The organism is Bradyrhizobium sp. ORS 285 (assembly GCF_900176205.1).
Lineage (GTDB): Bacteria > Pseudomonadota > Alphaproteobacteria > Rhizobiales > Xanthobacteraceae > Bradyrhizobium.
In genome coordinates, this window is the sequence record NZ_LT859959.1 from 7429825 (window position 1) to 7455688 (window position 25864).

22 protein-coding genes and 1 pseudogene are annotated in these 25864 nt (G+C 66.7%); 8 read left to right on the forward strand and 15 right to left on the reverse strand.

Going from position 1 to position 25864, the window contains the following annotated elements; all coding sequences use genetic code 11:
* Positions 1-13 precede the first annotated feature (13 nt).
* On the forward strand, positions 14-958 hold the full coding sequence (locus tag BRAD285_RS33420; RefSeq protein ID WP_006612320.1) for an MBL fold metallo-hydrolase: 945 nt from the start codon (positions 14-16) through the stop codon (positions 956-958).
* Positions 959-1116: 158 nt separating this feature from the next.
* Here BRAD285_RS33420 and BRAD285_RS33425 read toward each other — a convergent pair whose 3' ends face one another.
* Positions 1117-2526: an FAD-dependent oxidoreductase gene (locus tag BRAD285_RS33425; RefSeq protein ID WP_006612319.1), complete on the reverse strand. Its 1410-nt coding sequence runs from the start codon at positions 2524-2526 to the stop codon at positions 1117-1119.
* Between the two features lie 194 nt (positions 2527-2720).
* On the opposite strand from BRAD285_RS33425, the gene BRAD285_RS33430 reads away from it, so the two are divergent.
* Entirely contained in the window at positions 2721-3701 is a 981-nt protein-coding gene (locus tag BRAD285_RS33430) for a YiiX/YebB-like N1pC/P60 family cysteine hydrolase (protein ID WP_006612318.1), read from the forward strand.
* A gap of 231 nt (positions 3702-3932) precedes the next feature.
* On the opposite strand, the gene BRAD285_RS33435 is transcribed toward BRAD285_RS33430, so the two are convergent.
* The gene (locus tag BRAD285_RS33435) at positions 3933-4208 is read right to left on the reverse strand and encodes a metal-sensitive transcriptional regulator (protein WP_006613634.1); all 276 of its coding nucleotides are present in this window, start codon (positions 4206-4208) and stop codon (positions 3933-3935) included.
* 268 nt (positions 4209-4476) lie between these two features.
* Between BRAD285_RS33435 and BRAD285_RS33440 the strand changes: the two genes are divergently transcribed.
* Together BRAD285_RS33440 and BRAD285_RS33445 are read left to right on the forward strand one after the other, a co-directional pair.
* Positions 4477-6945, forward strand: coding sequence for a heavy metal translocating P-type ATPase (locus tag BRAD285_RS33440; protein WP_006613633.1), 2469 nt, complete (start codon positions 4477-4479; stop codon positions 6943-6945).
* Positions 6946-7219: 274 nt separating this feature from the next.
* The gene (locus BRAD285_RS33445) at positions 7220-7972 is read left to right on the forward strand and encodes a sulfate transporter family protein (protein ID WP_006613632.1); all 753 of its coding nucleotides are present in this window, start codon (positions 7220-7222) and stop codon (positions 7970-7972) included.
* Here BRAD285_RS33445 and BRAD285_RS33450 read toward each other — a convergent pair.
* From BRAD285_RS33450 to nth, 4 genes are all read right to left on the reverse strand, one after another.
* The gene (locus tag BRAD285_RS33450; protein ID WP_006613631.1) at positions 7913-9529 is read right to left on the reverse strand and encodes a DHA2 family efflux MFS transporter permease subunit; all 1617 of its coding nucleotides are present in this window, start codon (positions 9527-9529) and stop codon (positions 7913-7915) included. The genes BRAD285_RS33445 and BRAD285_RS33450 overlap by 60 nt on opposite strands.
* The gene (locus BRAD285_RS33455; protein ID WP_035647710.1) at positions 9526-10047 is read right to left on the reverse strand and encodes an isoprenylcysteine carboxyl methyltransferase family protein; all 522 of its coding nucleotides are present in this window, start codon (positions 10045-10047) and stop codon (positions 9526-9528) included. The genes BRAD285_RS33450 and BRAD285_RS33455 overlap by 4 nt, the downstream gene beginning before the upstream one ends.
* Positions 10044-11096, reverse strand: coding sequence for a type III polyketide synthase (locus tag BRAD285_RS33460; RefSeq protein WP_006613629.1), 1053 nt, complete (start codon positions 11094-11096; stop codon positions 10044-10046). The genes BRAD285_RS33455 and BRAD285_RS33460 overlap by 4 nt, the downstream gene beginning before the upstream one ends.
* A 483-nt stretch (positions 11097-11579) precedes the next feature.
* Positions 11580-12443, reverse strand: coding sequence for an endonuclease III (gene nth / locus BRAD285_RS33465; RefSeq protein ID WP_006611644.1), 864 nt, complete (start codon positions 12441-12443; stop codon positions 11580-11582).
* A gap of 22 nt (positions 12444-12465) precedes the next feature.
* Between nth and BRAD285_RS33470 the strand changes: the two genes are divergently transcribed.
* The 3 genes from BRAD285_RS33470 to BRAD285_RS33480 all read left to right on the forward strand — a co-directional run bounded on the left by BRAD285_RS33470 (position 12466) and on the right by BRAD285_RS33480 (position 14704).
* Complete coding sequence (locus tag BRAD285_RS33470) at positions 12466-12999, forward strand: DUF2244 domain-containing protein (RefSeq protein ID WP_006611645.1); 534 nt, start codon at positions 12466-12468, stop codon at positions 12997-12999.
* Between the two features lie 443 nt (positions 13000-13442).
* Entirely contained in the window at positions 13443-14342 is a 900-nt protein-coding gene (locus tag BRAD285_RS33475) for a bifunctional helix-turn-helix domain-containing protein/methylated-DNA--[protein]-cysteine S-methyltransferase (protein WP_006610931.1), read from the forward strand.
* A 170-nt stretch (positions 14343-14512) separates the two neighbouring features.
* Positions 14513-14704: a hypothetical protein gene (locus BRAD285_RS33480; protein WP_006610930.1), complete on the forward strand. Its 192-nt coding sequence runs from the start codon at positions 14513-14515 to the stop codon at positions 14702-14704.
* A gap of 912 nt (positions 14705-15616) precedes the next feature.
* Here BRAD285_RS33480 and BRAD285_RS33490 read toward each other — a convergent pair.
* The 8 genes from BRAD285_RS33490 to dnaK form a co-directional block, all read right to left on the reverse strand.
* The gene (locus tag BRAD285_RS33490; protein WP_006613257.1) at positions 15617-16240 is read right to left on the reverse strand and encodes a 2,3-bisphosphoglycerate-dependent phosphoglycerate mutase; all 624 of its coding nucleotides are present in this window, start codon (positions 16238-16240) and stop codon (positions 15617-15619) included.
* Between the two features lie 24 nt (positions 16241-16264).
* Entirely contained in the window at positions 16265-17083 is an 819-nt protein-coding gene (gene dapB, locus BRAD285_RS33495) for a 4-hydroxy-tetrahydrodipicolinate reductase (RefSeq protein WP_006613256.1), read from the reverse strand.
* Positions 17084-17166: 83 nt separating this feature from the next.
* A complete protein-coding gene (locus tag BRAD285_RS33500) occupies positions 17167-17469 on the reverse strand; it encodes a DUF1330 domain-containing protein (protein WP_006613255.1) in 303 nt (100 codons plus the stop codon).
* Between the two features lie 33 nt (positions 17470-17502).
* The gene (gene pyrF, locus BRAD285_RS33505; protein ID WP_006613254.1) at positions 17503-18234 is read right to left on the reverse strand and encodes an orotidine-5'-phosphate decarboxylase; all 732 of its coding nucleotides are present in this window, start codon (positions 18232-18234) and stop codon (positions 17503-17505) included.
* 6 nt (positions 18235-18240) lie between these two features.
* Complete coding sequence (locus BRAD285_RS33510) at positions 18241-18819, reverse strand: NADPH-dependent FMN reductase (RefSeq protein ID WP_006613253.1); 579 nt, start codon at positions 18817-18819, stop codon at positions 18241-18243.
* A gap of 45 nt (positions 18820-18864) precedes the next feature.
* Positions 18865-19467 carry a class I SAM-dependent methyltransferase gene (locus BRAD285_RS33515; RefSeq protein ID WP_006613252.1) on the reverse strand — a complete coding sequence of 201 codons (603 nt, stop codon included), beginning with the start codon at positions 19465-19467 and terminating at the stop codon, positions 18865-18867.
* 219 nt (positions 19468-19686) lie between these two features.
* A complete protein-coding gene (gene dnaJ / locus BRAD285_RS33520; RefSeq protein ID WP_006613251.1) occupies positions 19687-20817 on the reverse strand; it encodes a molecular chaperone DnaJ in 1131 nt (376 codons plus the stop codon).
* 143 nt (positions 20818-20960) lie between these two features.
* Positions 20961-22856, reverse strand: coding sequence for a molecular chaperone DnaK (dnaK, locus tag BRAD285_RS33525; protein ID WP_006613250.1), 1896 nt, complete (start codon positions 22854-22856; stop codon positions 20961-20963).
* A gap of 510 nt (positions 22857-23366) precedes the next feature.
* Between dnaK and BRAD285_RS33530 the strand changes: the two are divergent.
* A pseudogene (locus tag BRAD285_RS33530) lies at positions 23367-24301 on the forward strand (hypothetical protein).
* Between the two features lie 30 nt (positions 24302-24331).
* On the opposite strand, the gene BRAD285_RS33535 reads toward BRAD285_RS33530, so the two are convergent.
* On the reverse strand, positions 24332-25858 hold the full coding sequence (locus BRAD285_RS33535) for a hypothetical protein (RefSeq protein WP_006613248.1): 1527 nt from the start codon (positions 25856-25858) through the stop codon (positions 24332-24334).
* Between the last annotated feature and the right edge of the window lie 6 nt (positions 25859-25864).

A 25864-nucleotide genomic window follows, 5' to 3' on the forward strand; every position in this document is an offset into this window, starting at 1 on the left:
CCGGGAGGACACCATGATCAACCGCCGCACGATGCTGTCGCTTGCGCTGGGCACGGCTGGAGCCGTAGCAGCACCGTCAGTTTTCGCACAAGGCGCCAAGACCGGCACGCGCATCGTCTTCCTCGGCACCAAGGGCGGCCCGCGGGTCGGCGTCGGCGCGTCGAATCCGGCCAATCTCGTCGTCGTCAACGGCACGCCGTTCGTGATCGATTGCGGCATGGGCGTCAGCCGCCAGCTCGTCAATGCCGGCGTGCCGATCCCGTCGGTGAAGTACATCCTGATCAGCCACCATCACTCCGATCACAATCTCGAATACGGCAATCTGTTCTACAATGCCTGGGCCGCGGGACTGTCGACACCGATCCAGTCTTTCGGACCGAAGGGGCTGGAGGCGATGACACGGAGCTTCTGGGAAACCAACAAGTTCGACGTCGACACCCGCATCGATGATGAGGGCCGCCCCGACCCACGGCCGCTGCTGGTCGCGAAGGACATCGATTCCGACGGCATCGTCGTGAAGACGGCGGACGCAACGGTGACCGCCTTCCGCACGCCGCATCCGCCGATCACCGACAATTTTGCCTACAAGTTCGAGACGCCGGACGGCACGATCGTGTTCTCCAGCGACACCGCCTACAACCCGAAGCTCGCGGAGTTTGCGAAGGGCGCTGACGTGCTGGTGCACGAATGCCTCTACGTGCCGGCGGTCGATCGTCTCGTCCTCAAGACGAAGAACGGCTCGACGTTGAAGAAGCATCTGCTGGAGAGCCACACCACCACGGAAGACGTCGGACGCATCGCTGCCGCAGCGGGCGTGAAAGTGCTGGTGCTCAGCCACTTCGTGCCCGGCGATGATCCCGAGGTGACCGACGAGGACTGGACCCGCGACGTGAAGAAGAACTACACGGGCCGCATCGTCGTCGCGAAGGACCTGATGGAGCTGAAGCTGCCGGTTTGAGTTCCGTAGGGTGGGCAAAGCAGCCGCCGAAGGCGGTCGCGTGCCCACCGTCGATCCGCGAACTCGTCAGCAAGATGGTGGGCACGGCGCCTCCACGATCTCGGATATGGTCGGAGGGCGGCTGCGCCTTTGCCCACCCTACGCGCCTGCGTCCGAGATCAATCCTCCGGCGAGGCTGACCTCACCTTGCGACGACGACCACGCTGGCGCTCGTTCGCCTGCTCCGGCTCCGGATCCTTCAGCGCGCCGATGCGGCGCAGGGCGGCTTCGGCAGCACGCTCGCCGGACTCCCAGGCACCGTCGACGGTGCCCCACAGCGTCTCGTGCGTCGCTTCACCGGCGAGATACAACGGCCCTAAGGGCTCGCCAAGGATCTTGCGCGCGCCCTGGTTTCCAGGCGCGGCGGCCGACATTGCGCCGAGCACGCCGGGCACCTGATTCCAGCGCGTCGCCGCGGCCGACTTCACCGCCGCGGCGGCTTCGCTGCCGAACAACTTGCCGATCCACTCCTTGCCGAACGCGGTCATCGCGGCCTCGCCCTGCGCCGACAGCCCGCGACCAAAACTGCCGGCGACGTCGATCGTGCACAACGACGAGCCGCCGATATTGGCCAGCAGCAGGCCCGTGCGATTGGAGTTGCTTTGCTCGACGATGACCTCGTCCCGCGACAGGCCGAGCGGATTGCCCGAAAGCATCAGCGCGATGTGATCGGTGCTGCCGAGGCCGAGCTTGGCCGCCGCGTCGAGTTGCCGTTTCGGCAACTCCGGTGCGAACTTGATCGCGCCCGAGGTGAGGACGTTGGTCGAGACGGTGAGAATGACGGCGCGTGTCGCGATGCGCCCCGCAGGCGTCTCCACCGCGACCTCGCGGTTGCTCCACACGATGCGGCTTGCCGGCGTCGACAGCGACACAGGAAGCCCCTCGCCGAGCTTGCCGAGCAGCGTACCCAGGCCCTGGCGGCAGGCGAGCGGCGCGTTGCGATCCTGGGCGCGCGCCTTGTCCATCACCGAGAGATCGGCGAGATCCTTGCCGGTCGCACTGGGGCCGAGCACGAAGGCCGTGGTGTTGGTCCAGTCGCCGAGATCCTTCGGCAGGGCTGCCGCGCAGGACGTGTCGAGCTTGCCGCGTGCGGCCTCGTCGAGAGCGCGATTCGCGCGCACGAGGCCGGCCAGGAACTGCTCGGTCTCGCCGGGCCGCGCATTGCGCCGACCGACGCGGATCTTCTGGCCGACGGGTGCGGCAGCGACGTCGAGACCGACACCGCGAGCGAGCTTGCCGATCGGATTGCTATCGGCACTGAACAGCCAGCGCGCACCGCGATCGAACGGCACACCGAACGTCGTCAGATCGGTGCTGCAGCGGCCGCCGATCTGCGCCGAGGCTTCGAGGAGCAAGACCTTGCGGTTCGCCGCCATGATCCGGCGCGCGGCGGCGATGCCCGCGGCGCCTGCTCCGATCACGACAATGTCAGCCTCGCGCGGAACTGCCGCCTGCGCCGCGCGGCTGAGAAGGGGCGTAGCGGCCAGCGCCGCGGAAGCGGAGAGGAAGCCGCGGCGCGTGAAGCTCATGACATGGTTTCCAAAAACTTTTGTGAGATGCGGGTCCCACGGAATTTGCCGTATCTTCTGCAGCGCGGCAACGAGAATGGTAAACGCGATGCCGCAGGGAACGCTTCGACTATGAACCAAATTGCAACCGCAATCGACCATCATGGAAGAAGGGACAAAGGCAAGCGGCCGGTCAAGGTCGCCCGGGGACCGTCATGGGTATCGTGCTCGACCAGATCGGCAAGCTGATTGCCGCCTATCTCCAGAAGGAGATACCGGGCTATGAGCCGTTCACGCCCAGCGATCCTGATTACCTCCGCAAGGACGTCCAGCCCGGCGACGTGCTGCTGGTCGAAGGCAACAGCCGCATCTCCGGCATCATCAAATATCTCACCCAATCGACCTGGTCGCATGCCGCGCTCTATGTCGGACCGATCGACGGCGCCGTCGAGCCCGATGGCGAGCCGCATGTGCTTGTCGAGGCCTATGTCGGCGACGGCGTGATCTCGGCGCCGCTGTCGAAATACTTCGCCTATCACACCCGCGTCTGCCGTCCCGTTGGGCTCACCTTCGAAGACCGCCACACGGTGTGCCGCTACGCCATCAACCGCATCGGCTTCGGCTACGACACCAAGAACATCATCGACCTGATGCGCTTCCTGATCCCGCTGCCGATCCCGCAGCGTTGGCGGCGGCGCATGATCGCGCTCGGTTCGGGCGATCCGACCAAGATGATCTGCTCGGCGCTGATCGCGCAGGCGTTCGACGCGGTGCGCTACCCGATCCTGCCGAAGATCACGCGCGCGCCCTCGCGGCGCGCCAAGCGCGAGATCCTGCATATCAGAGATTCATCGCTGTACATGCCGCGCGACTTCGACATCTCGCCCTACTTCGAGATCGTCAAGCCGACCATCGTCAACGGCTTCGACTACACGACCTTGCACTGGGCCGACAAACAGAAGCCGCTCGCGGAGGTAGCGGGCGAATTCGCCGTGTTTCCAGGATCCGTCGCAGCGCCGCCGCTCGTTCCTGAGACGGCTGACGAAGAAGCGGCGCAGCCGATTGCGGCTGAGGAAGTGATGCTCGAGAAGGTGATCGAGCGGCTCGTCGTCAACGAGCATTTCCTGGTCGCCGAGCCGGTGCGAAAGCAGGCGCCGCGCCCGGCCGCACGGAGCCGCCGTAAGGTTGCGATTTGAGCTCTAGCTAGCTGCATCTAAGTCGGATTCGAGCACGCGCTCATTAGGCCGTGTGCTCCCTCTCCCCGTTCTTACGGGGAGAGGGTTGGGGTGAGGGGCAGCCACAAGCACCGGACTCGCGGAGAGCCCCCTCACCCGGATGGCATCTCACGATGCCATCCGACCTCTCCCCGCACGCGGGGGGAGGTACACGGCGTTCGTGGCTCAGGGCTCGCGCTTTAATGACCAAGATTACCGATCCGACCGGCTGATCACATCCATCAACTCCGCGATCTTCTGCCGCTGATCGGCTTTGTCGCCCGACGCGATCGCGTGCTCGACGCAGTGGGAGACGTGGTCGCGGAGGATCTCTTCTTCGACCCGGCGCAACGCCGCCCGCACCGCGGAGATCTGCGTCACGATGTCGATGCAGTAGCGATTGTCCTCGACCATCTTCGACAGGCCCCTGACCTGCCCTTCGATCCGGCTCAAACGTTTCTGGCAGGAAGTCTTGATGTCGTCGCGCATGGGCTCTATATACCCCTACAGGGTATAGGTTTCAAGAGGCGAGGCTGGCATGTCGGAAACCGGACACGGGCATGGTGCCGCAGCGGGCGCGGCCGGCGGATGCGGCTGTGGATCGCGCGCCGGCGCGGTGGAAACACGACACAACGAGTCCCCTGCAGAGGCGTGTTGCAGTGATCATGCCGTGCCCGCGAATGAGGCCAGCGGCTGCTGCGGCAGTCACGGTTCCGCGCCGCCTCAGCCCGTCAAAGTGACAGACCCCGTCTGCGGCATGTCAGTCGATCCGGCGACGTCGAAACATCGCTTCGAGTACGACGGCGAGACCTTCCACTTCTGCTCGGCGGGTTGCCGGACCAAGTTTGCAGCCGATCCCGCTAAATATCTGGTACCGGCCGCTGCTCCCGTAGAGGCGGGCTCATGCTGCGGCGGCCACGATCATCACGTCCACGACGCGACCAAGGTCATCGACCCGGTCTGCGGCATGAGCGTCGACCCCGCGACGTCGAAGCACCGCTTTGATCATCACGGCCAGACCTTCCATTTCTGCTCCGCTGGCTGTCGCACCAAGTTCGCCGCTGATTCCGACAAATATCTCGGCGAGCGCGAGCCGCCGCCGGAGATGCCGGCGGGGACAATCTACACCTGCCCGATGCATCCGGAGATCCGGCAGGAAGGGCCGGGCACCTGCCCGATCTGCGGCATGGCGCTGGAGCCTGATGTCATCAGCCTCGATGACGCGCCCAACCCCGAACTCGCCGATATGACCAAGCGGTTCTGGATCGGTGCAGTGCTCGCCGCGCCCGTGGTTGTGCTGGAGATGGGCGGGCATCTCGTCGGCGGCCACGGCCTGATCGACCCCATGCTGTCGAACTGGATCCAGTTCGCGCTGGCGACCCCGGTGGTGCTGTGGGCCGGCTGGCCGTTCTTCGTGCGCGGCTGGCAGTCGATCCAGACCCGCAATCTCAACATGTTCACCCTGATCGCGATGGGCACGGGTGTGGCCTATGTCTACAGCGTGATCGCGACGTTGATGCCGCAGGCGTTTCCGCCTGCCTTCCGCGGCCATGGCGGCACTGTCGCGGTGTATTTCGAGGCGGCCTCGGTCATCACCATTCTGGTGCTGCTCGGCCAGGTGCTGGAGTTGCGCGCACGCGAGGCGACCTCGGGGGCGATCAAGGCGCTGTTGCAGCTCGCGCCGAAGACGGCACGGCGGCTCGACGCCGACGGCAATGATCATGAGGTCGAGATCGCCGAGCTCGCGGTCGGCGATCGCCTGCGCGTGCGGCCCGGCGAGAAGGTGCCGGTCGACGGCATCATTCTGGAAGGCCGTTCGTCGCTCGATGAGTCACTCGTGACGGGCGAATCGATGCCGGTGACCAAGGACGAAGGCGAGCGCGTCATCGCCGGCACCTTGAACCAGACCGGCAGCTTCGTGATGCGCGCCGACAAGGTCGGGCGCGAGACCCTGCTGTCGCAGATCGTGCAGATGGTCGCCGATGCGCAGCGCTCGCGCGCGCCGATCCAGCGGCTGGCCGACCAGGTCGCGGGCTGGTTCGTGCCGACGGTCATCGCCGCCGCGATCACCGCCTTCGTCGCGTGGTACGCCTTCGGCCCCGAGCCGCGCTTCGCCTTCGGCCTCGTCGCCGCCGTGAGCGTGCTGATCATCGCCTGCCCCTGCGCGCTCGGCCTGGCGACACCGATGTCGATCATGGTCGGTGTCGGCCGCGGCGCGCAAGCCGGCGTGCTGATCAAGAGCGCCGAGGCGCTGGAGCGGCTGGAGAAGGTCGACACGCTCGTCGTCGACAAGACCGGCACCCTGACCGAGGGCAAGCCGAAGGTGACCAGCATCGTGACCGCACAGGGCGTCGACGAAGCGGAGGCACTGCGGCTCGCCGCCAGCGTTGAGCGCGCCAGCGAGCATCCGCTCGCCGAGGCGATCGTGCGGCATGCGACCGAGCGCAAGCTCAAGCTGGCCGACGTGAAGAACTTCGACGCGCCGACCGGCAAGGGCGCGCGCGGCGATATCGACGGCAAGGCGATCGTGCTCGGCAACCCGACCTATCTGGCGTCGCTCGGCATCATCACCGACACGCTCGGCGTCGAGAGCAAGCGGCTGCGCGAGGACGGCGCCACGGTGATCACGATGGCGGTCGACGGCAAGCCGGCGGCGCTGTTCGCGATCAGCGATCCGGTCAAGGCATCGACGCCGGACGCGCTGAAGGCGCTCGCCGCTGACGGCATCAAGGCGATCATGCTGACCGGCGACAACCGCACCACGGCGACGGCGGTCGCGCGCAAAATCGGCATCACCGAGGTCGAGTCCGACGTGCTGCCGGACCAGAAGAGCGCTGTCGTCGCGCGGCTGCGCGCCAGCGGCAAGGTGGTGGCGATGGCCGGCGACGGCGTCAACGACGCGCCGGCGCTGGCGGCCGCCGATGTCGGCATCGCCATGGGCACCGGCACGGATGTGGCGATGGAGAGCGCCGGCGTCACGCTGTTGCAAGGCGATCTCGGCGGCATCGCGCGGGCGCGAAAGCTGTCGGCGGCCGTGATGAGCAACATCCGCCAGAACCTGTTCTTCGCGTTCATCTACAACGCGGCCGGCATTCCGATCGCGGCGGGCGTTCTCTACCCCGTTTTCGGCATCCTGCTGTCGCCGATCATCGCCGCCGCCGCGATGTCGCTGTCGTCGGTGAGCGTGGTGGGCAACGCGCTGCGGCTGCGGGCGACGAGATTGTGAGGCCTGGCCGCTGAGGCCTCATGGTTCGAGACGCGCGCCAAGGGGCGCGCTCCTCACCATGAGGGATTAGCTTATAGGGAATGGTCTATCCACGTCATTGCGAGCGCAGCGAAGCAATCCAGAGTCCCGCCCACCATCCTGGATTGCTTCGCTACGCTCGCAATGACGGAGGAAGCAGTGGGGGCGCATCCTCTTGCGGTGGGGAGGACGGGCTTGCCGAACCCCTCGGCCATGTCTAACTCCTGTCGCGTGTCTCGCAGAGAGGTCCACCGCCATGATCGACGCCGCCGTGAAGGCGCTATCGCAGATGCTGTCGCCGCCGATGCGCTCGATTCTGTATCGCTCGATCGGGCTGTCGCTGGTGCTGATCACCGTGCTCGCTATCGGGCTGCAGCGGGCGTTGAGCTGGCTCGCGACCGCCGGCGAGGGCTGGGCCGAAGCGATGCTCGGGCCTGGCTCGCATGGCGCGCTGGAGGTGCTGACCTGGATCATCTCGATCGCGGCGGGCTTCGGCGTCGTGTTCGGCGGCATCATGCTGATGCCGGCGATCACCTCGCTGATCGCGAGCCTCTTTGTTGACGATGTCGCCGATCTGGTCGAGCGCGAGCATTATCCGGCCGAACGCCCCGGCGTCGCGCTGCCGTTCGGCATCGCGATTGCCGAAGGCCTCAAGGCCGCCGGCCTCACGATCCTCGTCTACCTGATCGCCCTGCCCTTTGTGTTCCTCGCGGGCGCGGGCTTCGTGATCTTCTTCATCGCCACGGCATGGCTGCTCGGCCGCGAATATTTCGAGCTCGCCGCGATGCGCTTCCGGCCGCCAGCGGAGGCCAAGGCGATGCGGCGGGACAATGCGGTGACGGTGTTCACCGCCGGGCTGATCATCGCGGCCTTCGTGACGATCCCGATCGTGAACCTGGCGACACCGCTGTTCGGCATGGCCTTCATGGTCCACCTGCACAAGCGGCTGTCAGGACCGCGACCCGAGCTGATCGAGCCGTCGCCGGAGCGCCGGCTGCGCAGCCTCTAGCGCCACCATCCGCGGCGACGCGTCGGCCTTCTTGTTGCGCGCGAACGGAATCAAGAGGAAGCCGAGCAGCGCGATGCCGGCGAGCAGCGACCAGGCCTCGTTGACGCACAGCGCCAGCGAGGCCTTCTCCACCAGCGGCCGGACATAGGCGATCGCCTGCTCCTCGGAGATGTTGCGGGGACGGTTGCGCAAGAGCTCCGGCGCCAGCCCGATCGCCTTGGCCGCGGCGCTGTCGCCGGCCATCAACCGGTCGCGGAACGCCTGGGCGTGCAGGGTGACGCGGCCATAGATGATGGTGTCGATCAGCGCGATGCCGATGGCGCCGCCGAGATTGCGCATCAGATTGAACAGGCCGCTGGCGTCCGCCACCTCGGCCGGGGGCAGATCGCCGAGCGCGATCCGCGTCGGCGGCAGCAGGCAGAACATGATGCCGACGCCGCGCACCACCTGCGGCCAGAACATCTCCTGATAGTCCGCAGTCGGCGGCTGGAATGCGCTAGCGGCAAGGCCGGCGCTGAACAGCGCGAAGCCGAACGCCGTCAGCAGCCGCGCATCGACCTTGCCGTCGAGCGCGGTGACGATGGGAGCAGCGACCAGCTGTGCGACGCCGGTCACCAGCATGATCTTGCCGATCTCGAACGCATCATGGCCGCGCACGAAGGCGAGGAACACCGGCATCAGATAGACCGAGCCGAACAGGCCGATGCCGAGGCAGAAGCTCGACAGGCAGCCGAGCGTGAAGGAGCGGCGGTGGAAGCTGCCGATGCGCAGGATCGGATCGCTAGATGCCAGCAGGCGCTGTATCAGCAGCGTCAGGCACGAGGCGCTGAGCACCAGCAGCGCGAGGCAGTTCGACGACAGCCAGCCGCCCTTCGGCGCCTCCTTCAGCCCGAGCTCGAGGCTCGCCAGGGACACCGCGAGCAGCAGCAGCGCCAGCAGGTCGAACTTGTCGAGCTCCTCCGGATTCATGTCCTGCTTCGGCAGTAGCGCCGGCGTCGCCGCCGCCGCGATGATGCCGGGGACGATGTTGATCAGGAACAGCCAGGGCCAGGACCAGGTGTTGGTGATGAAGCCGCCGACGACGGGACCGATGGTCGGCGCGAGCACCGCGACCACGCCACCGATCGTCGTCGCCATCGCATGCAGCCGCGACGGAAACAGCAGGAACACCGCGGAGAACACCACGGGGATCAGGAGCCCGCCGAAGAAGCCCTGCAGCACGCGGAACGCCAGCAGCATGTGGAAGCTGACGCTCAGCGCGCAGCCGAGCGACGCCAGCGTGAACACGCTGACGGCGCCGACGAACAGCCAGCGCAAGGTGAACACGCGCGTCAGCAGGCCGGTCAGCGGAATGGCGATGATCTCGGCGATCAGATACGCCGTCTGAATCCAGCTCATCGCGTCCGGCGTGATGCCGAGCGCCTCCTGAATGGTCGGCAGCGACGTCGCCACCACCTGGATGTCCAGGATCGCCATGAACATGCCGACGCACATCAGGACGAAGCCGAGCCATGTGGCGAGGCTGGGCTTATCCTCCGGCGCGGCCGCAGCACTCATGCGGTCTGGCCGCCGCCCACGCCACCGCCAGCAACGCCGGACAGCGCCTCGGATTCGGCGCGGATGCGGATGAACAGCACCGCCGCATTCAGCCCGGAGAAGATCAGCGCGATCAGCGGCAGATGCAGCGCCAGCGGCAGCAGCGCGATCTCGGCGGTGACGACTAGGTAGTTCGGATGCGAGATGTAGCGATACGGCCCGTCCGTCACCAGCGGCGCGCCCGGCAGGATGATGATGCGCGTGGTCCAGCGCGGCCCCAAGGTCGCCAGCACCCACCAGCGCAGGCCCTGCAGCGCCACGAAGCCCGACAGCAGCCAGGGATCGACATCCTGGTCGATGCCGAGCAGCCACAGCGACACCAGCCAGGCCGCATGCATCGAGATCATGAGGGGATAATGATCCGCCCCGACCTCGACCGCGCCCATCGCGCGCAGGCGCTTCGTATTGTGGCGGGCGAGCACGAGCTCGCCGAGCCGTTGCATCGTGACGAGGGCGAGGACGAAGGCGGCGAAGGTCATGCGGCGTGCCTCAGTGAAACGCAGCTGGCGGTGAATCCGGGTCCGAGCGCCGTCAGTACCGAGCGCGGCGGCAGGCCTTGCGCACGCGCGCGCTCCAGCACGAACAGCACGGTCGGTGCCGACATGTTGCCGTAGTCGGCGATGATCTCGCGCTCATGATCGAGCGTGCCCTGCCCGATCGACAGCGCGCGCTCCAGCGCTGATATGACCTTGGCGCCGCCGGGATGGCAGACGAAGCGATCGACGTCGGTGGCGGAGAGCTTCATGTTGCCGAGGATCTCGTTGACCGCCGGGCCCATGTTCTCGGTGACGAAGTCCGGAATGGTGCGCTGGAAGATCACGCCAAAACCCTCGGGATCGACGCTCCAGCCCATGATATCAAGCGTATCTGGCCACAGCTTCTCGCCGGTTGCCTCGACGCGCGTCACGCCGCCATCGCCGGCACGCAGGATCGCGGCGGCAGCGCCATCGCCGAACAGGCTCAGCGCCACGATGTTGGCCTTGCTCAGCTCGTCATGACGCACCGCGAGCGTGCACAATTCGAACGTCACGAACAGCACGTTGGTGCCGGGCCGCGCCTGTGCGAGACGCGCGGCGATCGACAGGCCGGAGACGCCACCGGCGCAGCCGAGCCCGAACACCGGCACGCGCGAGACGTCGGAGCGAAAGCCCATGCGGCCGGCGACGCGCGCCTCCAGGGTCGGCGTCGCGATCCCGGTCGAACTCACGCTGACGATGGTGTCGATCTGATCGGCCTTGAGATCGGCCTGCGCCAGCGCCTTGTTAGCAGCTTCCACGAACAGAGCCTCGGCGCCGTCAAGATACGCCTCCGTGCGCTCCGGCCAGCCGCGGCGCTCCATGTACCATTCGATCGGCTTGACGCCGTAGCGCTGGCGGATGCCGGTGTTCGCGAACAGGCTCGCCATCGTATCGAACTGCGGAAAGCGCGGCGACAGCACCACGCGCGCCGCCTCCATCACCTCGTTCTGGCGGAACTGATGCGGTGGCACGGCGGTCGCGAGCGACACGAGTGCGGCGGTGGTGTCCATGCAACTGATCCTTCCCCGTCCCGGCGCACAAAACTCCGAGAACGCGGACATCATCACGCGCCACTCACATCGCCCGGATTACGGGTTTCATCTTATGACCAATGCGGGCGGCGATGTGGCCCGGCCATGGTGAGAGCGCGTCGGAGCGTGACGCTAAAGTGACTGTCAAATGCGATTTGGAGATGCAACCTGAAAGGGAGCTTCACGTAGGCCCGGCTGTCATCGGTGGAGAAGGACAGACCCGGGGCAGAGCATGACAGCGATGGAGATGGCGAGAGCTCGACCGCGATCTCGGTCTCACCCTCCCCTGGAGGGGGAGGGTCGATCGCACGCGAAGCGGGCGAGCGGGGTGGGGTGAAGCCGCGGACACCGGTGCGAGTGGAGAGATCACCCCACCCCGGCTCATACGCGCTCCGCGCCTATGAGCCGACCCTCCCCCTCCAGGGGAGGGTGACAGTGGGCCGCCTCGACTTGCGCGTCGCCTCAGGCCGTCTTCTCCGGCCAGCGGCAGAGGTCCTTGATGAGGCACAGCTCGCAGCGCGGCTTGCGGGCGAGGCAGGTGTAGCGGCCGTGCAGGATCAGCCAGTGATGGGCGTGCAGCATGAACTCGGCCGGGATCACCTTCTCCAGCCCGAGCTCGACCTCCAGCGGCGTCTTGCCTGGCGCCAGTCCCGTGCGGTTGCCGACGCGGAACACGTGGGTATCGACCGCCATCGTGTGCTCGCCGAACGCCATGTTGAGCACGACATTCGCGGTCTTGCGCCCCGCGCCCGGCAGCGACTCCAGCTCCGCGCGGGTGCGCGGCACCTCGCCGCCGAACTCGGCGATCAGCATCTCGGACAGCGCGATCACGTTCTTGGCCTTGGTGCGGAACAGGCCGACGGTCTTGATGTAGTCGCGCACGGTGTCCTCGCCGAGCGCGAGCATCTTCTGCGGCGTGTCGGCAACCGCGAACAGCGGCCGCGTCGCCTTGTTGACCCCGGCGTCGGTTGCCTGCGCCGACAGCACCACGGCGACCAGCAAGGTGTAGGGGTTGACGTGCTCGAGTTCGCCCTTCGGCTCTGGATTGGCCTGCGCGAACCGGCTGAACGCCTCGCGGATCTCCGCCGGCGTCCAGGGTTTGGTTGCCTTCAACGCTGTCTTGACCGGCTTGACCGAGCCTGCCTTCGCCTTGGGCGAAGAAGGCTTGGGCGAAGAAGGCTTGGCCGCCGGGCTGATCTTGGCAGCCTTCTTGACCGTTCTGGAGATGGATTTGGACGCTGCTCCCGGCGCAGCCTTGGCCGCCTTTTTGGCGGGCGTGCGAACCGGGGCCGGCTTGGCGCGTTGGGGGCGGGTGATTTTGGCCATGATCCGGGTATACTGAGGCCCCATGACGCCAGGCAATGCTTTTGCGTATCATGAGACCGGCAACGACGCCGCTGATCCCGAGTTGTTCTCGGCCCGGCTGAGGCCGCATCGCTCGCTCGGCCGCACCGGCTTTCTGGTGCTGATGGCCGTGGTCTGCGCCATCAGCTTCGTCGGCGGCATCGCCTCGGTCATGATGGGCGCCTGGCCGGTGCTCGGCTTCTTCGGCCTCGACGCGCTCGCGATCTACTGGGCCTTCCACGTCAACTTCCGCCGTGCCAACGCCTATGAGGACGTCTCCATCACGCTCACCGAGCTGCGCCTTCGTCGGGTGAGCCACAAGGGCCACGTCATGGAATGGCGCTTCAACCCGCTCTGGGTCCGCCTCGACCAGGAAACCCACGAAGAGTTCGGCATCGAGCACCTCTATCTGGTGGCGCGGGGCCAGCGCGTCGCCATCGCGAGCTTTCTGGGGCCGGAGGAAAAAGCGAGCTTCGCAAAGGCACTGACGGCCGGCTTGCAGGCTGCGAAACGCGGGCCGGTGCTCAATCCGCTTTAGCGGCCCCAACCTCCGTTCGAGTCGAACTGCCAACCCCGAGCGCAGCTGCGCTCCCTCTCCCCGCCCTTCACGGGGAGAGGGTTGGGGTGAGGGGCCGCCCCACCCACCGGCCGTGCGGAAAGCCCCTTTCACCCAGTTGCATCTTTCGATGCAATCCTACCTTTCCCCGCGCGCAGGGCGAGGTCGACCGCCCGCGCCGCGCACCCCGTTCACCTCTCCCCGCCGGGGAGAGGTCGGCGCGCAGCGCCGGGTGAGGGGGTCCATCCGCACGATCGCTCTCACCTGGACCCCTCACCCGGATGGCATCTGCGATGCCATCCGACCTCTCCCGCCGGGAGAGGTGGACGGAGATCGCCGCGCTTGCCGGGCCCACCGATCCACCCCTAGCCCCCCAATCAGAAATCGGGTGGAGTGCCCTCCCCGGCCGCCCTACATCCGAAGCCATGATGACCCTCGCCATTCACGATTCCGCCCTGGCCAAGCCGGGCCCGCAACAATCCGCAGCGCTGCGCGACTACGACGCCGTGCGCCGCGCGATCGCGTTCATCTCGGAGCACTGGCGCCGGCAGCCGACCATCGAGGACATGGCCGACGCCGCCAGCCTGACGCCGGACGAGCTGCACCATCTGTTCCGGCGCTGGGCCGGGCTGACGCCGAAGGCGTTCATGCAGGCGCTGACGCTCGACCACGCCAAGGGCCTGCTGAAGGGCTCGGCCAGCGTGCTCGACGCCGCGCTCGACTCCGGCCTCTCAGGCCCCGGCCGCCTGCACGATCTGTTCGTCACCCACGAGGCGATGTCTCCCGGCGAATGGAAGACCGGCGGCGCCGGCACGACGCTGCGCTATGGCTTCCACCCCTGCCCGTTCGGCATGGCGCTGGTGATGGCCACCCCGCGCGGCCTCGCCGGCCTCGCCTTCGCCGACCCCGGCGAGGAAGCATCCGCGCTCGCCGACATGAAGAGCCGCTGGCCCCGCGCCGCATATATCGAGGACGTCCCCGGCACCGCAGCGCTGGCGCAGCGCATCTTCGACAAGAACCACTGGCGCCCCGAGCAGCCGCTGCGCGTCGTCCTGATCGGCACCGATTTCGAGGTCCGCGTCTGGGAAGCCCTGCTCAAGATCCCCATGGGCCGCGCCGTCTGCTACTCGGACATCGCGACAAGGCTGGAGTCGCCGAAGGCGTCGCGGGCGGTGGGCGCGGCCGTCGGCAAGAACCCGATCTCGTTCGTGGTGCCGTGCCATCGTGCGCTCGGCAAGACCGGCGCGCTGACGGGGTATCATTGGGGGCTGACGCGCAAGCAGGCGATGATCGGGTGGGAGGCTGGGCAGGTGGGGATGGGGTAGGGTATCCTTCGACACATTGCTTGTCCGTTGATAGAATTAGTCCCTTTCGGACAGACTATTAGCTGCGATGGACCTGTACTTGCGGGCATACCCTAACGGATAGGCCCTGACCTCAAGATCCGCACCGTCGCGCGGCGACCAGCGCTAAGCTCACTCTGGAGATTGACCCGATGGGGCACGACGTCGACACATGGTTCGCGGTCATGTTCGTGGTGGTCGCAGCGTTTCAAGCAGTGAAGCGCCATCCCGGCGACTACGTCTGGATCCTCATCATTGTACTGATGGTTGGTTACTTGGCCTTCGAGTGCCTGCGGGCCTCGCGGCGGCGTCGCAAGAACGAAGGCGACGGACGAATGGGCTAGAAGCGTCATCGAGAGGCACATTGGCCATCTTGGTTGTAACGACTTCCTTTAAACATATTTCTATTGCTATTTTTCGGAAATCATGTTTCTATCTTTCCGTCCCGCCTCAACGAGAGGGGCGTTGCGCGCGATCGTCACGACACGCGAGGTGGGGAGGCGATGGCCGCGGTCTGCCGCAGCGTGTCTTCTGGCGCGCCGACGAACGGCTGGACCGTGGACGTGAAGTCGCAGCGTCCTGACACCCCGACGCTGGTGTCACCCGCGCAATGCGCAAGCATTGTCGCGGCATGGTGGCCAACAAGCCCGGCGCACCAGGGAGACTGCGTATAAGCGTGAAGACCATCGCGCAGGGAATGCCGGTTGTTCTCGGCTGAACCTGTGGTGACTGCCGCCTGCTTTTACTTCTGCAGGCGGGCCATGGGTGCGGCCAGCATCCGGCATTCCCTGCGCCCTCTCGATTGTTCGGAGGGACATGGTTGGAGCACGACTCGGGCGGATGCGCCGCGAGGTCGTGGAGCCGTGGGCGGGGCTGTTTGAGATGTGAATCGGGGAATGATCGGCGGGGCCGGTGACGGGACGTGTGGTGGCGCGTGCCTGCGGACGACGTGGCGTCAGCTACGGTCGTAGTTGGGTCACCCAGTCCGTCATGGCCGGGCTTGACCCGGCCATCCATCGTCTTGGAAAGAGTCTTGCGAAAGAGATGGATGCCCGGGACGAGCCCGGGCATGACGAGCTAACTAATTAGCCGCGTCGTTGGGGGCTTTGAAGAGGCACTTCCCGTGGGGCGGCCCCTCACCCCAGCCCTCTCCCCGTAAGAACGGGGCGAGGGGGGCACTGGTGACGGGGCGGAGAGTGGCGCTTCAACTCATGGAGGGCGCCGTCAACTGACGGGGCTGGTCGCGCTTGCGACTGTTAGCCCGCCAGGTCCAGCTTCGACTCCACGGTCGAATCCGCCTTGAGGCGGTAGATGATCGGCACGCCGGTGGCGAGCTCGCGCTTCAGAATGCCTTCCGGCGTCAGCTTCTCCAGCACCATGATCAAGGCGCGGAGCGAGTTGCCGTGGGCGGCGACCAGGGTGCGCTGGCCGTTGAGGACGCCGGGCAGGATCTCCTGGACGTAGTAGGGCAGCGCGCGGGCGAGGGTGTCCTTCAGGCTTTCGCCGCCGGGCGGGGGGACGTCGTAGGAGCGGCGCCAGACGTGGACCTGCTCCTCGCCCCATTTGGCGCGGGCGTCGTCCTTGTTGAGGCCGGAGAGGTCGCCATAGTCGCGCTCGTTCAGCGCGAGGTTCTTGGACGTCGGCAGGCCGGGCTGGCCGAGCTCATCGAGGATCAGCTTCAGGGTGTGCTGGGCGCGGGTCAGCTCGGAGGTGAAGGCGACATCGAACGACAGGCCATGCGCCTTCAGCTTGCGGCCGGCGTCCTTGGCTTCGCTGACACCCTGCGCGGTGAGGTCAGGATCCTTCCAGCCGGTGAACAGGTTCTTCAGGTTCCACTCGCTCTGGCCATGGCGCACCAGCACCAGGAGACGTTCGCTCATTGCTTAGAGATCCACTTGGTTTGATTAGAACAGGTCCTTGAGGCCGAGCACGTCGTCCATCGTGTAGTAGCCCGGCGGCTTGCCATGGGCCCACAGCGCCGCCTTCAGCGCGCCGTGGGCGAAGATCATGCGGTCCTCGGCCTGGTGCGACAGCACGAGGCGCTCGGACGGACCGGCGAAGATGACGCTGTGATCGCCGGCCGCGGTGCCGCCGCGCAGCGACGCAAACCCGATGTCGCCGGTGCGGCGCTCGCCGGTGAGGCCGTCGCGGCCGCGGGCGGAGTGGTCCTCCAGCGAGATGCCGCGGCCGTCGGCGGCGGCGCGTCCCAGCATCAAGGCGGTGCCGGAGGGCGCGTCGACCTTGTGCTTGTGGTGCATCTCGAGGATCTCGATGTCGAAGCCAGTGTCGAGCGACTTCGCGACCTGTCTGACCAGCGCCGCCAGCAGATTGACGCCGAGGCTCATATTGCCGGACTGCACGACGATGGCGCGCTTGGTGACGCTCTTGATGACGGCGTCGTCCGACGCCGACAGGCCGGTGGTGCCGATGATGTGCGCGATGCCGCGCTCGGCGGCGATGGCGACATTGGCGATGGTCGCGGCCGGCACGGTGAAATCGAGGATGCCATCGGCCTCGGCCGACATCGCCCAGAGATCGGCCGACAGCTTGATGTTGTTGGCGGGGAGACCTGCGAGCAGGCCGGAATCCTTGCCGATCAGCTCCGAGCCCGGGGCTTCCAGCGCGCCGGCGAGCTCGGCGCCGTCGCTGTCGGCGATGGCGCGCACCAGCGCCCGGCCCATGCGGCCGCCGGCTCCTGCAACGATCAAGCGCATCTTCGACATCTCGCGTTCCTCCGCCCCGTCAGGGGCTATAGCCGGGGCCGCTGGCGGCGGCAACCGAGGCGGCCGCGGAGCCGGCCTGCGCGTCAGGGCTGCGGGCCGTCATAGCCCTCGATGATGACCAAATCGCCTTCCGAATGGGGCGAGCGCATCGCGACCAGGCGCTGGTATTCCGGGGAATTGTAGCACGCGAGCGCGGTGGCGTAGTCCTTGAACTCGATCACGACGTTGCGCGAGCGCGAGGTGCCTTCGCGGGTTTCGTACTGGCCGCCGCGGACCAGGAATTTGGCGCCGTACTGATGGAACACCGCGCCATTCTGCGCGACGTATTCCTTGTAGCCGTCCATGTTGTGCACGTCGATGCGGGCGATCCAATAGGCCTTGGGCATCCCTGGGGTCTCCTTGGTGTGATCAGCTGTTGCTTAAGCGCGATTGGTCTTGCCGACCAGCGCGACGGCACTTGCGATGTCGGCGACGATGGCCTCCGCCGCGGCGGCGGGATCGGCGGCGCCGGTGACGGGGCGGCCGACGACGAGGCGGTCGGCGCCGCCGGCGATCGCGAGCGCTGGCGTCATGATGCGCTTCTGGTCGCCAACGTCGGATCCCGCCGGGCGGATCCCGGGGGTGACGAGCTGCATCGCGGGGCCGACCAGCGGGCGCACCAGCGCCGTCTCCTCGGGCGACAGGATCAGGCCGTGGATGCCGATGTCACGGGCCTGCACGGCGCGGTGGGCGACGAGCTCCTTGACGGTCATGGCGTAGCCGGCGGCGGCGAGGTCGGCATCGTCGTAGGAGGTCATCACGGTGACCGCGAGCAGCTCGAGGCTCGAGCCCGCGGCACCGGCGAGCGCCGCTCGCATGCTCTGCGAGAAGCCGTGCACGGTGAGGAAGCGGGCGCCGAGCCTGGCGATCTGCCGCGTGGCGCGCTCGACGGTGTTCGGGATGTCGTGCAGCTTGAGATCCATGAAGACGTGCTTGCCGGAAGCGGCGAGGCGCTCGGCGAGGCCGAGGCCACCGGCATAGGTCAGCTCCATGCCGATCTTGTAGAACGTCACGCTGTCGCCGAGCCTAGCGATCATCGCTTCGGCCTCGGCCACGCCGGGCAGGTCGAGGGCGACGATCAGGCGGTCGCGCGGAGCAATCTCGGTCGGCATGTCACCTCAATTCATCTGTTGGGCGGTTTCGATCAGCTGCTTGACCAGCGCGTCGAGCGCGGCCACGTCGGCCGGCAGCTTCAGCCGGTCCATGTCGTTGTACGCCTTGTCGGCAAAGGCAAGCGCGAGCTGGCTCGGGATCACCATCGCGTTGCACGCCGTCAGCATCAGGCGTAGCGCCGCCAGCGCGCGAACGCCGCCGAAGCGATTCTCGGAGGCGGCAGCGAGCGCGAACGGCCTGTTGCGGAACACCGCGCCGCGGCCCTCCGGCGGCTCGTCGACGCGCGACAGCCAGGCGATGGCATTGCTGAGCAGCGGCGGCACCGAGGCGTTGTATTCCGGCGTGACCAGCAGCACGCCATGATGCGCTGACATCATGCGCTTGAGATTGATGGCCTCGCGCGGCACGCCCGCGGCGGCCTCGACATCGGCCTCGTAGAGCGGCAGCGGGAAGTCGGCGAGCGAGATGCGGGTGACGTCGGCGCCAGCCTGCGCGAACTGATGGGCGGCCGTCGCAGCGAGCTTCGCGTTGTGCGAGCCGGCCCGGGTCGAGCCGGGGATGATCAGGATTTTGAGCGCGGACATCGGGCGGACGGGTGTCTGACCCGCCGCGCAAACCGCGGCTGCCGGTCAGGGCTTGCGATACACCCAGACGCGGGCGGGCGGAAGGTTCATCCAGATCCGCTCGGACGCCTCGGTCTTGACGCCGGGCAGCGATTTCGGAATCGGCGGCACGACCGAATAGGTGAACTGCACGAAGGGCGCGTTCGGCGACATCGCGGCGAACGCATCGCGCACGAGCTTCATGCGGGTCAGCATCGGCTTGGTGACCAGCGGCAGGCCGGAGACGACGGCAGAAGCCGGCGCATTCAGAACGTTCCACAGCGTGTCGCGGAGGCGATAGGCATCGCCCTGGACGACCTTGGCGTGAGGATAGCGGTCGCGCAGCAGCGCACAGAAGCTCGGATTGTATTCGACGAGGACGAGCCGCTTCTGATCGACGCCATGCTCGACCAGAGCGTTGGTGATGGCGCCCGTGCCGGGTCCGAGTTCGATGACCGGACCGGTGCCATGAGGATCGACATACTGCGCCATGGTCCGGGCCAGCAGCCGGCCCGACGGCATCACCGCGCCCATATGCAGCGGCTTCTCGATCCATGAGCGGAGGAAGCGCACCTCGTCGTCCAGACGAATAGGCTTTTTCGACGCACGCACGGACGTTTGCAGGGGCATCTCGGTACCAGACGGGACCGTTTTCACGGCGATGTCAGAAAAGAGTCACAAAGACGTATAGGTCGCAGGCGGGGCGGTCAAGCCGAACCGTAACTCACGATTAAGGCTGCCGGGTCCGGGGTCATATCGTTGAATTTGATAATTTTTTGCATGTGCAGAGCAGCAAAGTCGCGGCAATCGCGCAACGCCCGGCCGGGACGGCCGAGCGCGCGCCCGGGCTCAGCTCGCGGCCTTGCCGAAGAAGTCCTTGACCTTGGTGAAGAAGCCGGCGGCCTCGGGCTGTGTTGCACCCGATGACAGCTTCTCGAACTCGGCCAGCAGCTCCTGCTGCTTCTTGGTCAGGTTCTGCGGCGTCTCGACCACGATCTGGACGTACATGTCGCCGGTCTGGCGCGAGCGCAGCACGGGCATGCCCTTGGAGGCGATCCGGAAGCGGCGGCCGGACTGCGCGCCGGCGGGGATTTTCACCTTGGTCTTGCCCTTGTCGATCGTCGGCACCTCGAACTCGCCGCCGAGCGCCGCGGTGACCATCGAGATCGGCACGCGGCAATGCAGGTCGGCGCCGTCACGCTGGAAGAACTCATGCGCCGTGAGCGACAGGAAAATGTAGAGATCTCCGGGCGGGCCGCCGCGCAGGCCGGCCTCGCCCTCGCCGGCGAGACGGATGCGGGTGCCGTCCTCGACGCCCTGGGGAATGTTCACGGACAGCGTACGGTCCCGCGTGACGCGGCCGGAGCCTGAACAGGACGGACAGGGATCCTCGATCATCTGGCCGCGGCCGTGACAGCCGGGACAGGTCCGCTCCAGGGTGAAGAAGCCCTGCGCCTGCCGGACACGGCCGGCGCCGCCGCACATCGAGCAGGTCTTCGGCTTGGTGCCGGCCTTGGCCCCGGTGCCGGAGCAGGGCTCGCAGGTCACCGAGACCGGGATCTCGATCTGCGCGGTCTTGCCCTGGAAGGCCTCCTCGAGCGTGATCTCCATGTTGTAGCGCAGGTCGGCACCGCGCTCGCGCCCCGTGCCGCCGCGCCGCTGTCCGGCCATGCCGAACAGGTCCTCGAAGATGTCGGAGAAGGACGAGGCGAAGCCGGCCCCGAATCCATGCGGACCGCCGCCGGCACCCTGCTCGAACGCGGCATGGCCATAGCGGTCATAGGCGGCGCGCTTGTCGGCGTCGCGCAGCACCTCATAGGCCTCGTTGATCTCCTTGAACTTCACTTCGCTGGAGGCATCGCCCGGATTCTTGTCCGGGTGCCATTTCATGGCGAGCTTGCGGAACGCCGTCTTCAGCTTGCCCTCGTCGGCGTCGCGCTCGACTTCCAGGGTCTCGTAATAGCAGCGCTTGGTGGACATCAATCAAACCCGCCCGAACATCGTCAGACCTGAACGGCTCGCGCGCATGCCGCGCGCCAGTTCAATGAAAATGACCCCCATCCAACGAGACGCTGACTGCGCTCTTTGGCATGGGGGTCATGGCTATCAGCCTCTACCGTCGCTTAAGCAGATTTCTTCTTGTCGTCGTCGACCTCGGTGAACTCCGCGTCGACAACGTCGTCCTTTGCAGCGTCGCGAGCGGCATCGTTCTCAGCCTGCTGCTTGTACATCGCCTCGCCGAGCTTCATCGACGCCTGGGCCAGGGTGTTGGTCTTGGTCTTGATCGCCTCGGCATCGTCGCCCTTCAGCGCTTCCTTCAGGTCGCTGACGGCATCCTCGATGGCGCGGCGCTCGGTATCGGCGACCTTCGAGCCATGCTCCGCCAGCGCCTTCTCGGTGGAGTGCACCAGCGCGTCGGCATGGTTCTTGGCGTCGACCGCCTCGCGGCGCTTCTTGTCGGCCGCGGCATTGGCCTCGGCGTCCTTGACCATCTTGTCGATGTCGGCTTCCGACAGACCACCGGAGGCCTGGATGCGGATCTGCTGCTCCTTGGCCGTCGCCTTGTCCTTGGCGGAAACGTTCACGATGCCGTTGGCGTCGATGTCGAACGTCACCTCGATCTGCGGCATGCCGCGCGGCGCCGGCGGAATGCCCATCAGGTCGAACTGACCGAGCATCTTGTTGTCGGCCGCCATCTCGCGCTCACCCTGGAAGACCCGGATGGTGACCGCGTTCTGATTGTCCTCGGCGGTCGAGAACACCTGGCTCTTCTTGGTCGGGATCGTGGTGTTGCGGTCGATGATGCGGGTGAACACGCCGCCCAGCGTCTCGATGCCCAGCGACAGCGGGGTCACGTCGAGCAGCAGCACGTCCTTGACGTCGCCCTGCAGAACGCCGGCCTGAATGGCCGCACCGATCGCCACCACCTCGTCGGGGTTGACGCCCTTGTGCGGCTCCTTGCCGAAGAACTGCTTCACCATCTCCTGGATCTTCGGCATGCGGGTCATGCCGCCGACCAGCACCACTTCGCCGATCTCACCGGCAGTCAGGCCGGCATCCTTCAGCGCCTTGCGGCACGGCTCGATAGTCTTTTCGACGAGGTCGGCCACCAGCGCCTCGAACTTGGCGCGGGTCAGCTTCATCGTCAGATGCTTCGGACCGGATTGGTCCGCGGTGATGAAGGGCAGGTTGATCTCGGTCTGCGTGGTCGACGACAGCTCGATCTTGGCCTTCTCGGCAGCTTCCTTGAGGCGCTGCAGAGCGAGCTTGTCGTTGCGCAGGTTGATGCCCTGCTCCTTCTGGAATTCGTCGGCGAGGTAGCTGACCAGACGCATGTCGAAGTCTTCACCGCCGAGGAAGGTGTCGCCGTTGGTCGACTTTACCTCGAACACGCCGTCGCCGATCTCCAGGATCGAGACGTCGAAGGTGCCGCCGCCGAGGTCGTACACGGCGATCGTGCCGGCCTTGGTCTTGTCGAGGCCGTAGGCGAGCGCCGCTGCGGTCGGCTCGTTGATGATACGCAGCACCTCGAGGCCGGCGATCTTGCCGGCGTCCTTGGTGGCCTGACGCTGGGCGTCGTTGAAATAGGCAGGGACGGTGATGACGGCCTGGTCGACCTTCTGGCCGAGATGGGCCTCAGCGGTCTCCTTCATCTTCTGCAGGATGAAGGCGGAGACCTGCGAGGGCGAATAGGTCTTGCCGTCGGCCTCGACCCAGGCGTCGCCGTTGCCGGCCTTGACGATCTTGTAGGGGACGAGCTTCTTGTCCTTCTCGACCATCGGGTCGTCGTAGCGGCGGCCGATCAGGCGCTTCACTGCGAAGAAGGTGCGCTCGGGGTTGGTCACCGCCTGGCGCTTGGCCGGCTGGCCGACCAGCCGCTCGCCATCGTCACTGAAGGCGACGATCGACGGCGTGGTGCGCATGCCCTCGGCGTTCTCGATGACTTTCGACGATTTGCCGTCCATGACGGCCACGCACGAATTCGTGGTGCCGAGATCGATCCCGATGACCTTTCCCATGGTCTCATATCCTTCTTTTTGCGGCAGGTTGGGTGGGGCCCTGACGGCGCGCCCATCCAAAACCCCCTCAGATCAAATGCTCGCGATATTGCGACGATGAGCGTCATATAGGAGGGGGGGAGGCACCCGCAAGGACCGGAGGAGGCTTGGGCGCGCGGAAAAAACCGCTGTTTTCTCGGCACTCCATGAAGACCCGCAAAGCAGGTGGGCATCGCCGCCGGTGATGCGGGCGGAGATAGGCTCAGAACCCGGGCGGGCCCAGCAGCGGCCGCCGATCGAGCCGCAAAGTCGCCCTCATTCGGACGCCGCGGGGACCGCGGATCATGCTTAGCGAAACCATAATGGTGACGGAGTCGGCCCCGGCAGGCGGAACCTCTGGTCGCACCCATCGACCTGTTGCCGGCGCGGCAAACCCGGTAAAAGGCGTCTCGTCCGTGGACGGCCACCGCGGGGACGATCACGGCCGTCGAACCGGGTTATCGAACTGGTCAGTGAACGAGGCTGTTCTTCATGATGTTCTCCCGACTTCTCGCCGCTGCGCTCGTGTCGATCTCCCTGCTGCGACCGGCGCTGGCCGCGGATGCCGTCTTTCCCCCGGGCGTCCGTATCGGGCTCGCGCCGCTGGTGGGGCTCTCCAAGGCCAAGACCTTCACCGGGTTTGAAACCGAGGACCAGAGCGTCAAGGTGCTGTTGACCGAACTGCCGGCGGGTGCCTATGGCGAGGTGAAGAATGCGTTTACCGCCAATCCCGGGGGACCGGCGCGGTCAAGCCGGAGAGCATCGAGACATCGGCCGGGACGGCCTACTACACGGTCGAGAACGGACGGGACGGCACGACGCCGGTGCGGCGCTATTCGATGATCCTGCCCGGTACGGGTTTCTCCGGCTATGTGGCCGTGCAGGTCCCGGAAGCCGCGAGCAAGATCTACACCGACGACGCCGTGCGGCAGATGTTCGCCTCCGCCGTGGTCCGCAAGGACGTGCCGGTCGACGAGCAGCTGTCGTTGATGCCGTTCAAGGTCACCGATTTCTCCGGGTTCAAGACCACCCGCATGCTGGGGCCGGGCGCGCTGATACTCGCCGATGGCGACGAGGAAAAAGGCTTCGAGGCGGCGCCGTTCGTGGTGATCGGGCTGATCGCCGGGGTCGCTCCGGAAGCGGGCGATCGGGGGCGCGTAGCCCAGCAGGCCGCCACCACCATCCCCGGCGTTCGCGAGGCCCGTATCACGATGTCCGAGCCGATCCGGATCGACGGGATGCCCGCCTATGAGACCCGGGTCGAGGCCACCAGCGGCAAGGACAATACGCCTGTCACGGTTGTGCAGTGGCTGCGCTTCGGCGGACCGAGCACGCTGCGCATCATCGGCAGCGCGCCGCGCGATCAGTGGTCGGCGGCCTTCCCGCGCTTCCGCGCCGTCCGCGACGGCATCCAGCCCAAGGGCTGAGAAGGGTTATGAGGCGCGGGACGCCGCCGCTCAGTCCGACCGCCGGACGTAGACGTCGACGTCCTGCACCGTCTCCGCGAGGCGATAATCCCGCAACAGGCGATCGAGCTCGGGTGCCGCGCGCAGCCATTGGCCCCAGTCGCTGGTCAGGTTGTCGACCAGCAGGATCGACGGCTTGAACCGTCCGATGTCCTCGGCCAGCCAGCGGCGCTCGCGCTGCGCATAGCCTGCGATCCGCGCCAGCACCTGCGGATCGGCGCCGAGCTCGCGGGCGAAATCCTCGTAGCTCGCCACCATCAGGCTCTGGCCACGCCAGCTCCAGACGCCGCCGACGGCGCGTGCCAGCGGGTGGACAATGCCGGCATTGCCGGTGACCGCAATGATGGTCGGATGCACGATGCCGGTCCGCGCGATCGCCGGCCGGAGAAAACGACCGTCCATCGCGCTGTTGAACCAGACGAACGTCGCCGCGAACAACGCCGTGGCCATGGCTGCAATGGCAACGCCCGTTCGCGCCGGTGCGTCGCGTCCCACGGCAGGCGAGGCCGTGACCGCCTGGAAGAAGCCGAGCCAGGCGAAGGCGAGCATCGGATAGGATTGGTAAGGAAAGCCCTTGCGCTGCAGAAGATAGACGCCGAGGAAAGCCGCCGAGGCCGAAAGCAGCACCATCGGCGTCGGTGTCGCGGCGCTGCCGCGCCTGAACAGCAACGCGGCCACCAGAATGAGCACGCACAGCGCAACGCCGGGCTTCGCCACCATCAGCGACAGCGGCAGGCCGAGCGAATAGACGTCGCGGATCAGCGGCCACATGTCGGTGAAGAATTCCGGGAAGAACAGCACCGTGCAGAGACCGTAGATCGCCAGCAGAAGCGCAGCGACCAGGTTCTCCGGCGCAAGCAGCAGCCGTAGCGATTTCAGATGCGCCGCCACCACTGCGATCACGCACAGCATGGCCAGCGCAAAATGCGGCTTGAAGCAGACCGCGAGCCCAAGCCCAAGGCCCGCGACGATGGCCGCCCAGGGCTGCGGCGTCTCACCATTGGCCCGGAGTGACAGCACCGCCAGCACCGGCAGGAGCTCGATCACGGCGATATGCTCGCGCTGGCCGAAACATTGCGCGGGCAGCACCGCGAGGACGGCGACCGCCGCCAACGCCATCGGCCATCGCTGCCGCGGCGTGAGGGCCGTAGAGTGACGCAGAACCAGCATGCTCACGGCGACCGAAAGCGCGATGGCCAGAAACAGCAGCGCGTCGAGCGCGACTTCCGCGGGAAAGCCGGTGATGCTCGCGATCAGGAGCGCGGGGACATAGACCAGCACCGCCATCGGCGGATTGGTCTCGAGAATCTCGGAATAGAGCCTCTGGCCATCCAGCCAGCGCTCCGCCGCGATCAGCAGCCAGCTCACGTCGGTATTGGCGGTCACCAGATGCCGCACGAGCACGGCCGCCGCAACCAGGACGAGAAGGAGCGTCAGAACGGGCAGGCGCGATCGCCGGTCCGTGGCCTGCAGCGCAGGCAGCATTAAACCGCCATCCGCGTCGACATTCATGGTCATGGTCCC

What these genes read in the sequence shown, in the direction of transcription:
- BRAD285_RS33500 (WP_006613255.1), bottom strand. Translation starts at nt 17,469, where the DNA reads ATGCCCAAGGCCTATTGGATCGCCCGCATCGACGTGCACAACATGGAC.
- BRAD285_RS33510 (WP_006613253.1), bottom strand. Translation starts at nt 18,819, where the DNA reads ATGTCCGCGCTCAAAATCCTGATCATCCCCGGCTCGACCCGGGCCGGC.
- BRAD285_RS33470 (WP_006611645.1), top strand. Translation starts at nt 12,466, where the DNA reads ATGACGCCAGGCAATGCTTTTGCGTATCATGAGACCGGCAACGACGCC.
- BRAD285_RS33480 (WP_006610930.1), top strand. Translation starts at nt 14,513, where the DNA reads ATGGGGCACGACGTCGACACATGGTTCGCGGTCATGTTCGTGGTGGTC.
- BRAD285_RS33420 (WP_006612320.1), top strand. Translation starts at nt 14, where the DNA reads ATGATCAACCGCCGCACGATGCTGTCGCTTGCGCTGGGCACGGCTGGA.
- BRAD285_RS33430 (WP_006612318.1), top strand. Translation starts at nt 2,721, where the DNA reads ATGGGTATCGTGCTCGACCAGATCGGCAAGCTGATTGCCGCCTATCTC.
- nth (WP_006611644.1), bottom strand. Translation starts at nt 12,443, where the DNA reads ATGGCCAAAATCACCCGCCCCCAACGCGCCAAGCCGGCCCCGGTTCGC.
- BRAD285_RS33440 (WP_006613633.1), top strand. Translation starts at nt 4,477, where the DNA reads ATGTCAGTCGATCCGGCGACGTCGAAACATCGCTTCGAGTACGACGGC.
- BRAD285_RS33475 (WP_006610931.1), top strand. Translation starts at nt 13,443, where the DNA reads ATGATGACCCTCGCCATTCACGATTCCGCCCTGGCCAAGCCGGGCCCG.
- dnaJ (WP_006613251.1), bottom strand. Translation starts at nt 20,817, where the DNA reads ATGTCCACCAAGCGCTGCTATTACGAGACCCTGGAAGTCGAGCGCGAC.
- BRAD285_RS33490 (WP_006613257.1), bottom strand. Translation starts at nt 16,240, where the DNA reads ATGAGCGAACGTCTCCTGGTGCTGGTGCGCCATGGCCAGAGCGAGTGG.
- pyrF (WP_006613254.1), bottom strand. Translation starts at nt 18,234, where the DNA reads ATGCCGACCGAGATTGCTCCGCGCGACCGCCTGATCGTCGCCCTCGAC.
- BRAD285_RS33515 (WP_006613252.1), bottom strand. Translation starts at nt 19,467, where the DNA reads ATGCCCCTGCAAACGTCCGTGCGTGCGTCGAAAAAGCCTATTCGTCTG.
- BRAD285_RS33535 (WP_006613248.1), bottom strand. Translation starts at nt 25,858, where the DNA reads ATGACCATGAATGTCGACGCGGATGGCGGTTTAATGCTGCCTGCGCTG.
- dapB (WP_006613256.1), bottom strand. Translation starts at nt 17,083, where the DNA reads ATGTCGAAGATGCGCTTGATCGTTGCAGGAGCCGGCGGCCGCATGGGC.
- BRAD285_RS33435 (WP_006613634.1), bottom strand. Translation starts at nt 4,208, where the DNA reads ATGCGCGACGACATCAAGACTTCCTGCCAGAAACGTTTGAGCCGGATC.
- BRAD285_RS33450 (WP_006613631.1), bottom strand. Translation starts at nt 9,529, where the DNA reads ATGAGTGCTGCGGCCGCGCCGGAGGATAAGCCCAGCCTCGCCACATGG.
- BRAD285_RS33425 (WP_006612319.1), bottom strand. Translation starts at nt 2,526, where the DNA reads ATGAGCTTCACGCGCCGCGGCTTCCTCTCCGCTTCCGCGGCGCTGGCC.
- BRAD285_RS33460 (WP_006613629.1), bottom strand. Translation starts at nt 11,096, where the DNA reads ATGGACACCACCGCCGCACTCGTGTCGCTCGCGACCGCCGTGCCACCG.
- BRAD285_RS33455 (WP_035647710.1), bottom strand. Translation starts at nt 10,047, where the DNA reads ATGACCTTCGCCGCCTTCGTCCTCGCCCTCGTCACGATGCAACGGCTC.
- BRAD285_RS33445 (WP_006613632.1), top strand. Translation starts at nt 7,220, where the DNA reads ATGATCGACGCCGCCGTGAAGGCGCTATCGCAGATGCTGTCGCCGCCG.
- dnaK (WP_006613250.1), bottom strand. Translation starts at nt 22,856, where the DNA reads ATGGGAAAGGTCATCGGGATCGATCTCGGCACCACGAATTCGTGCGTG.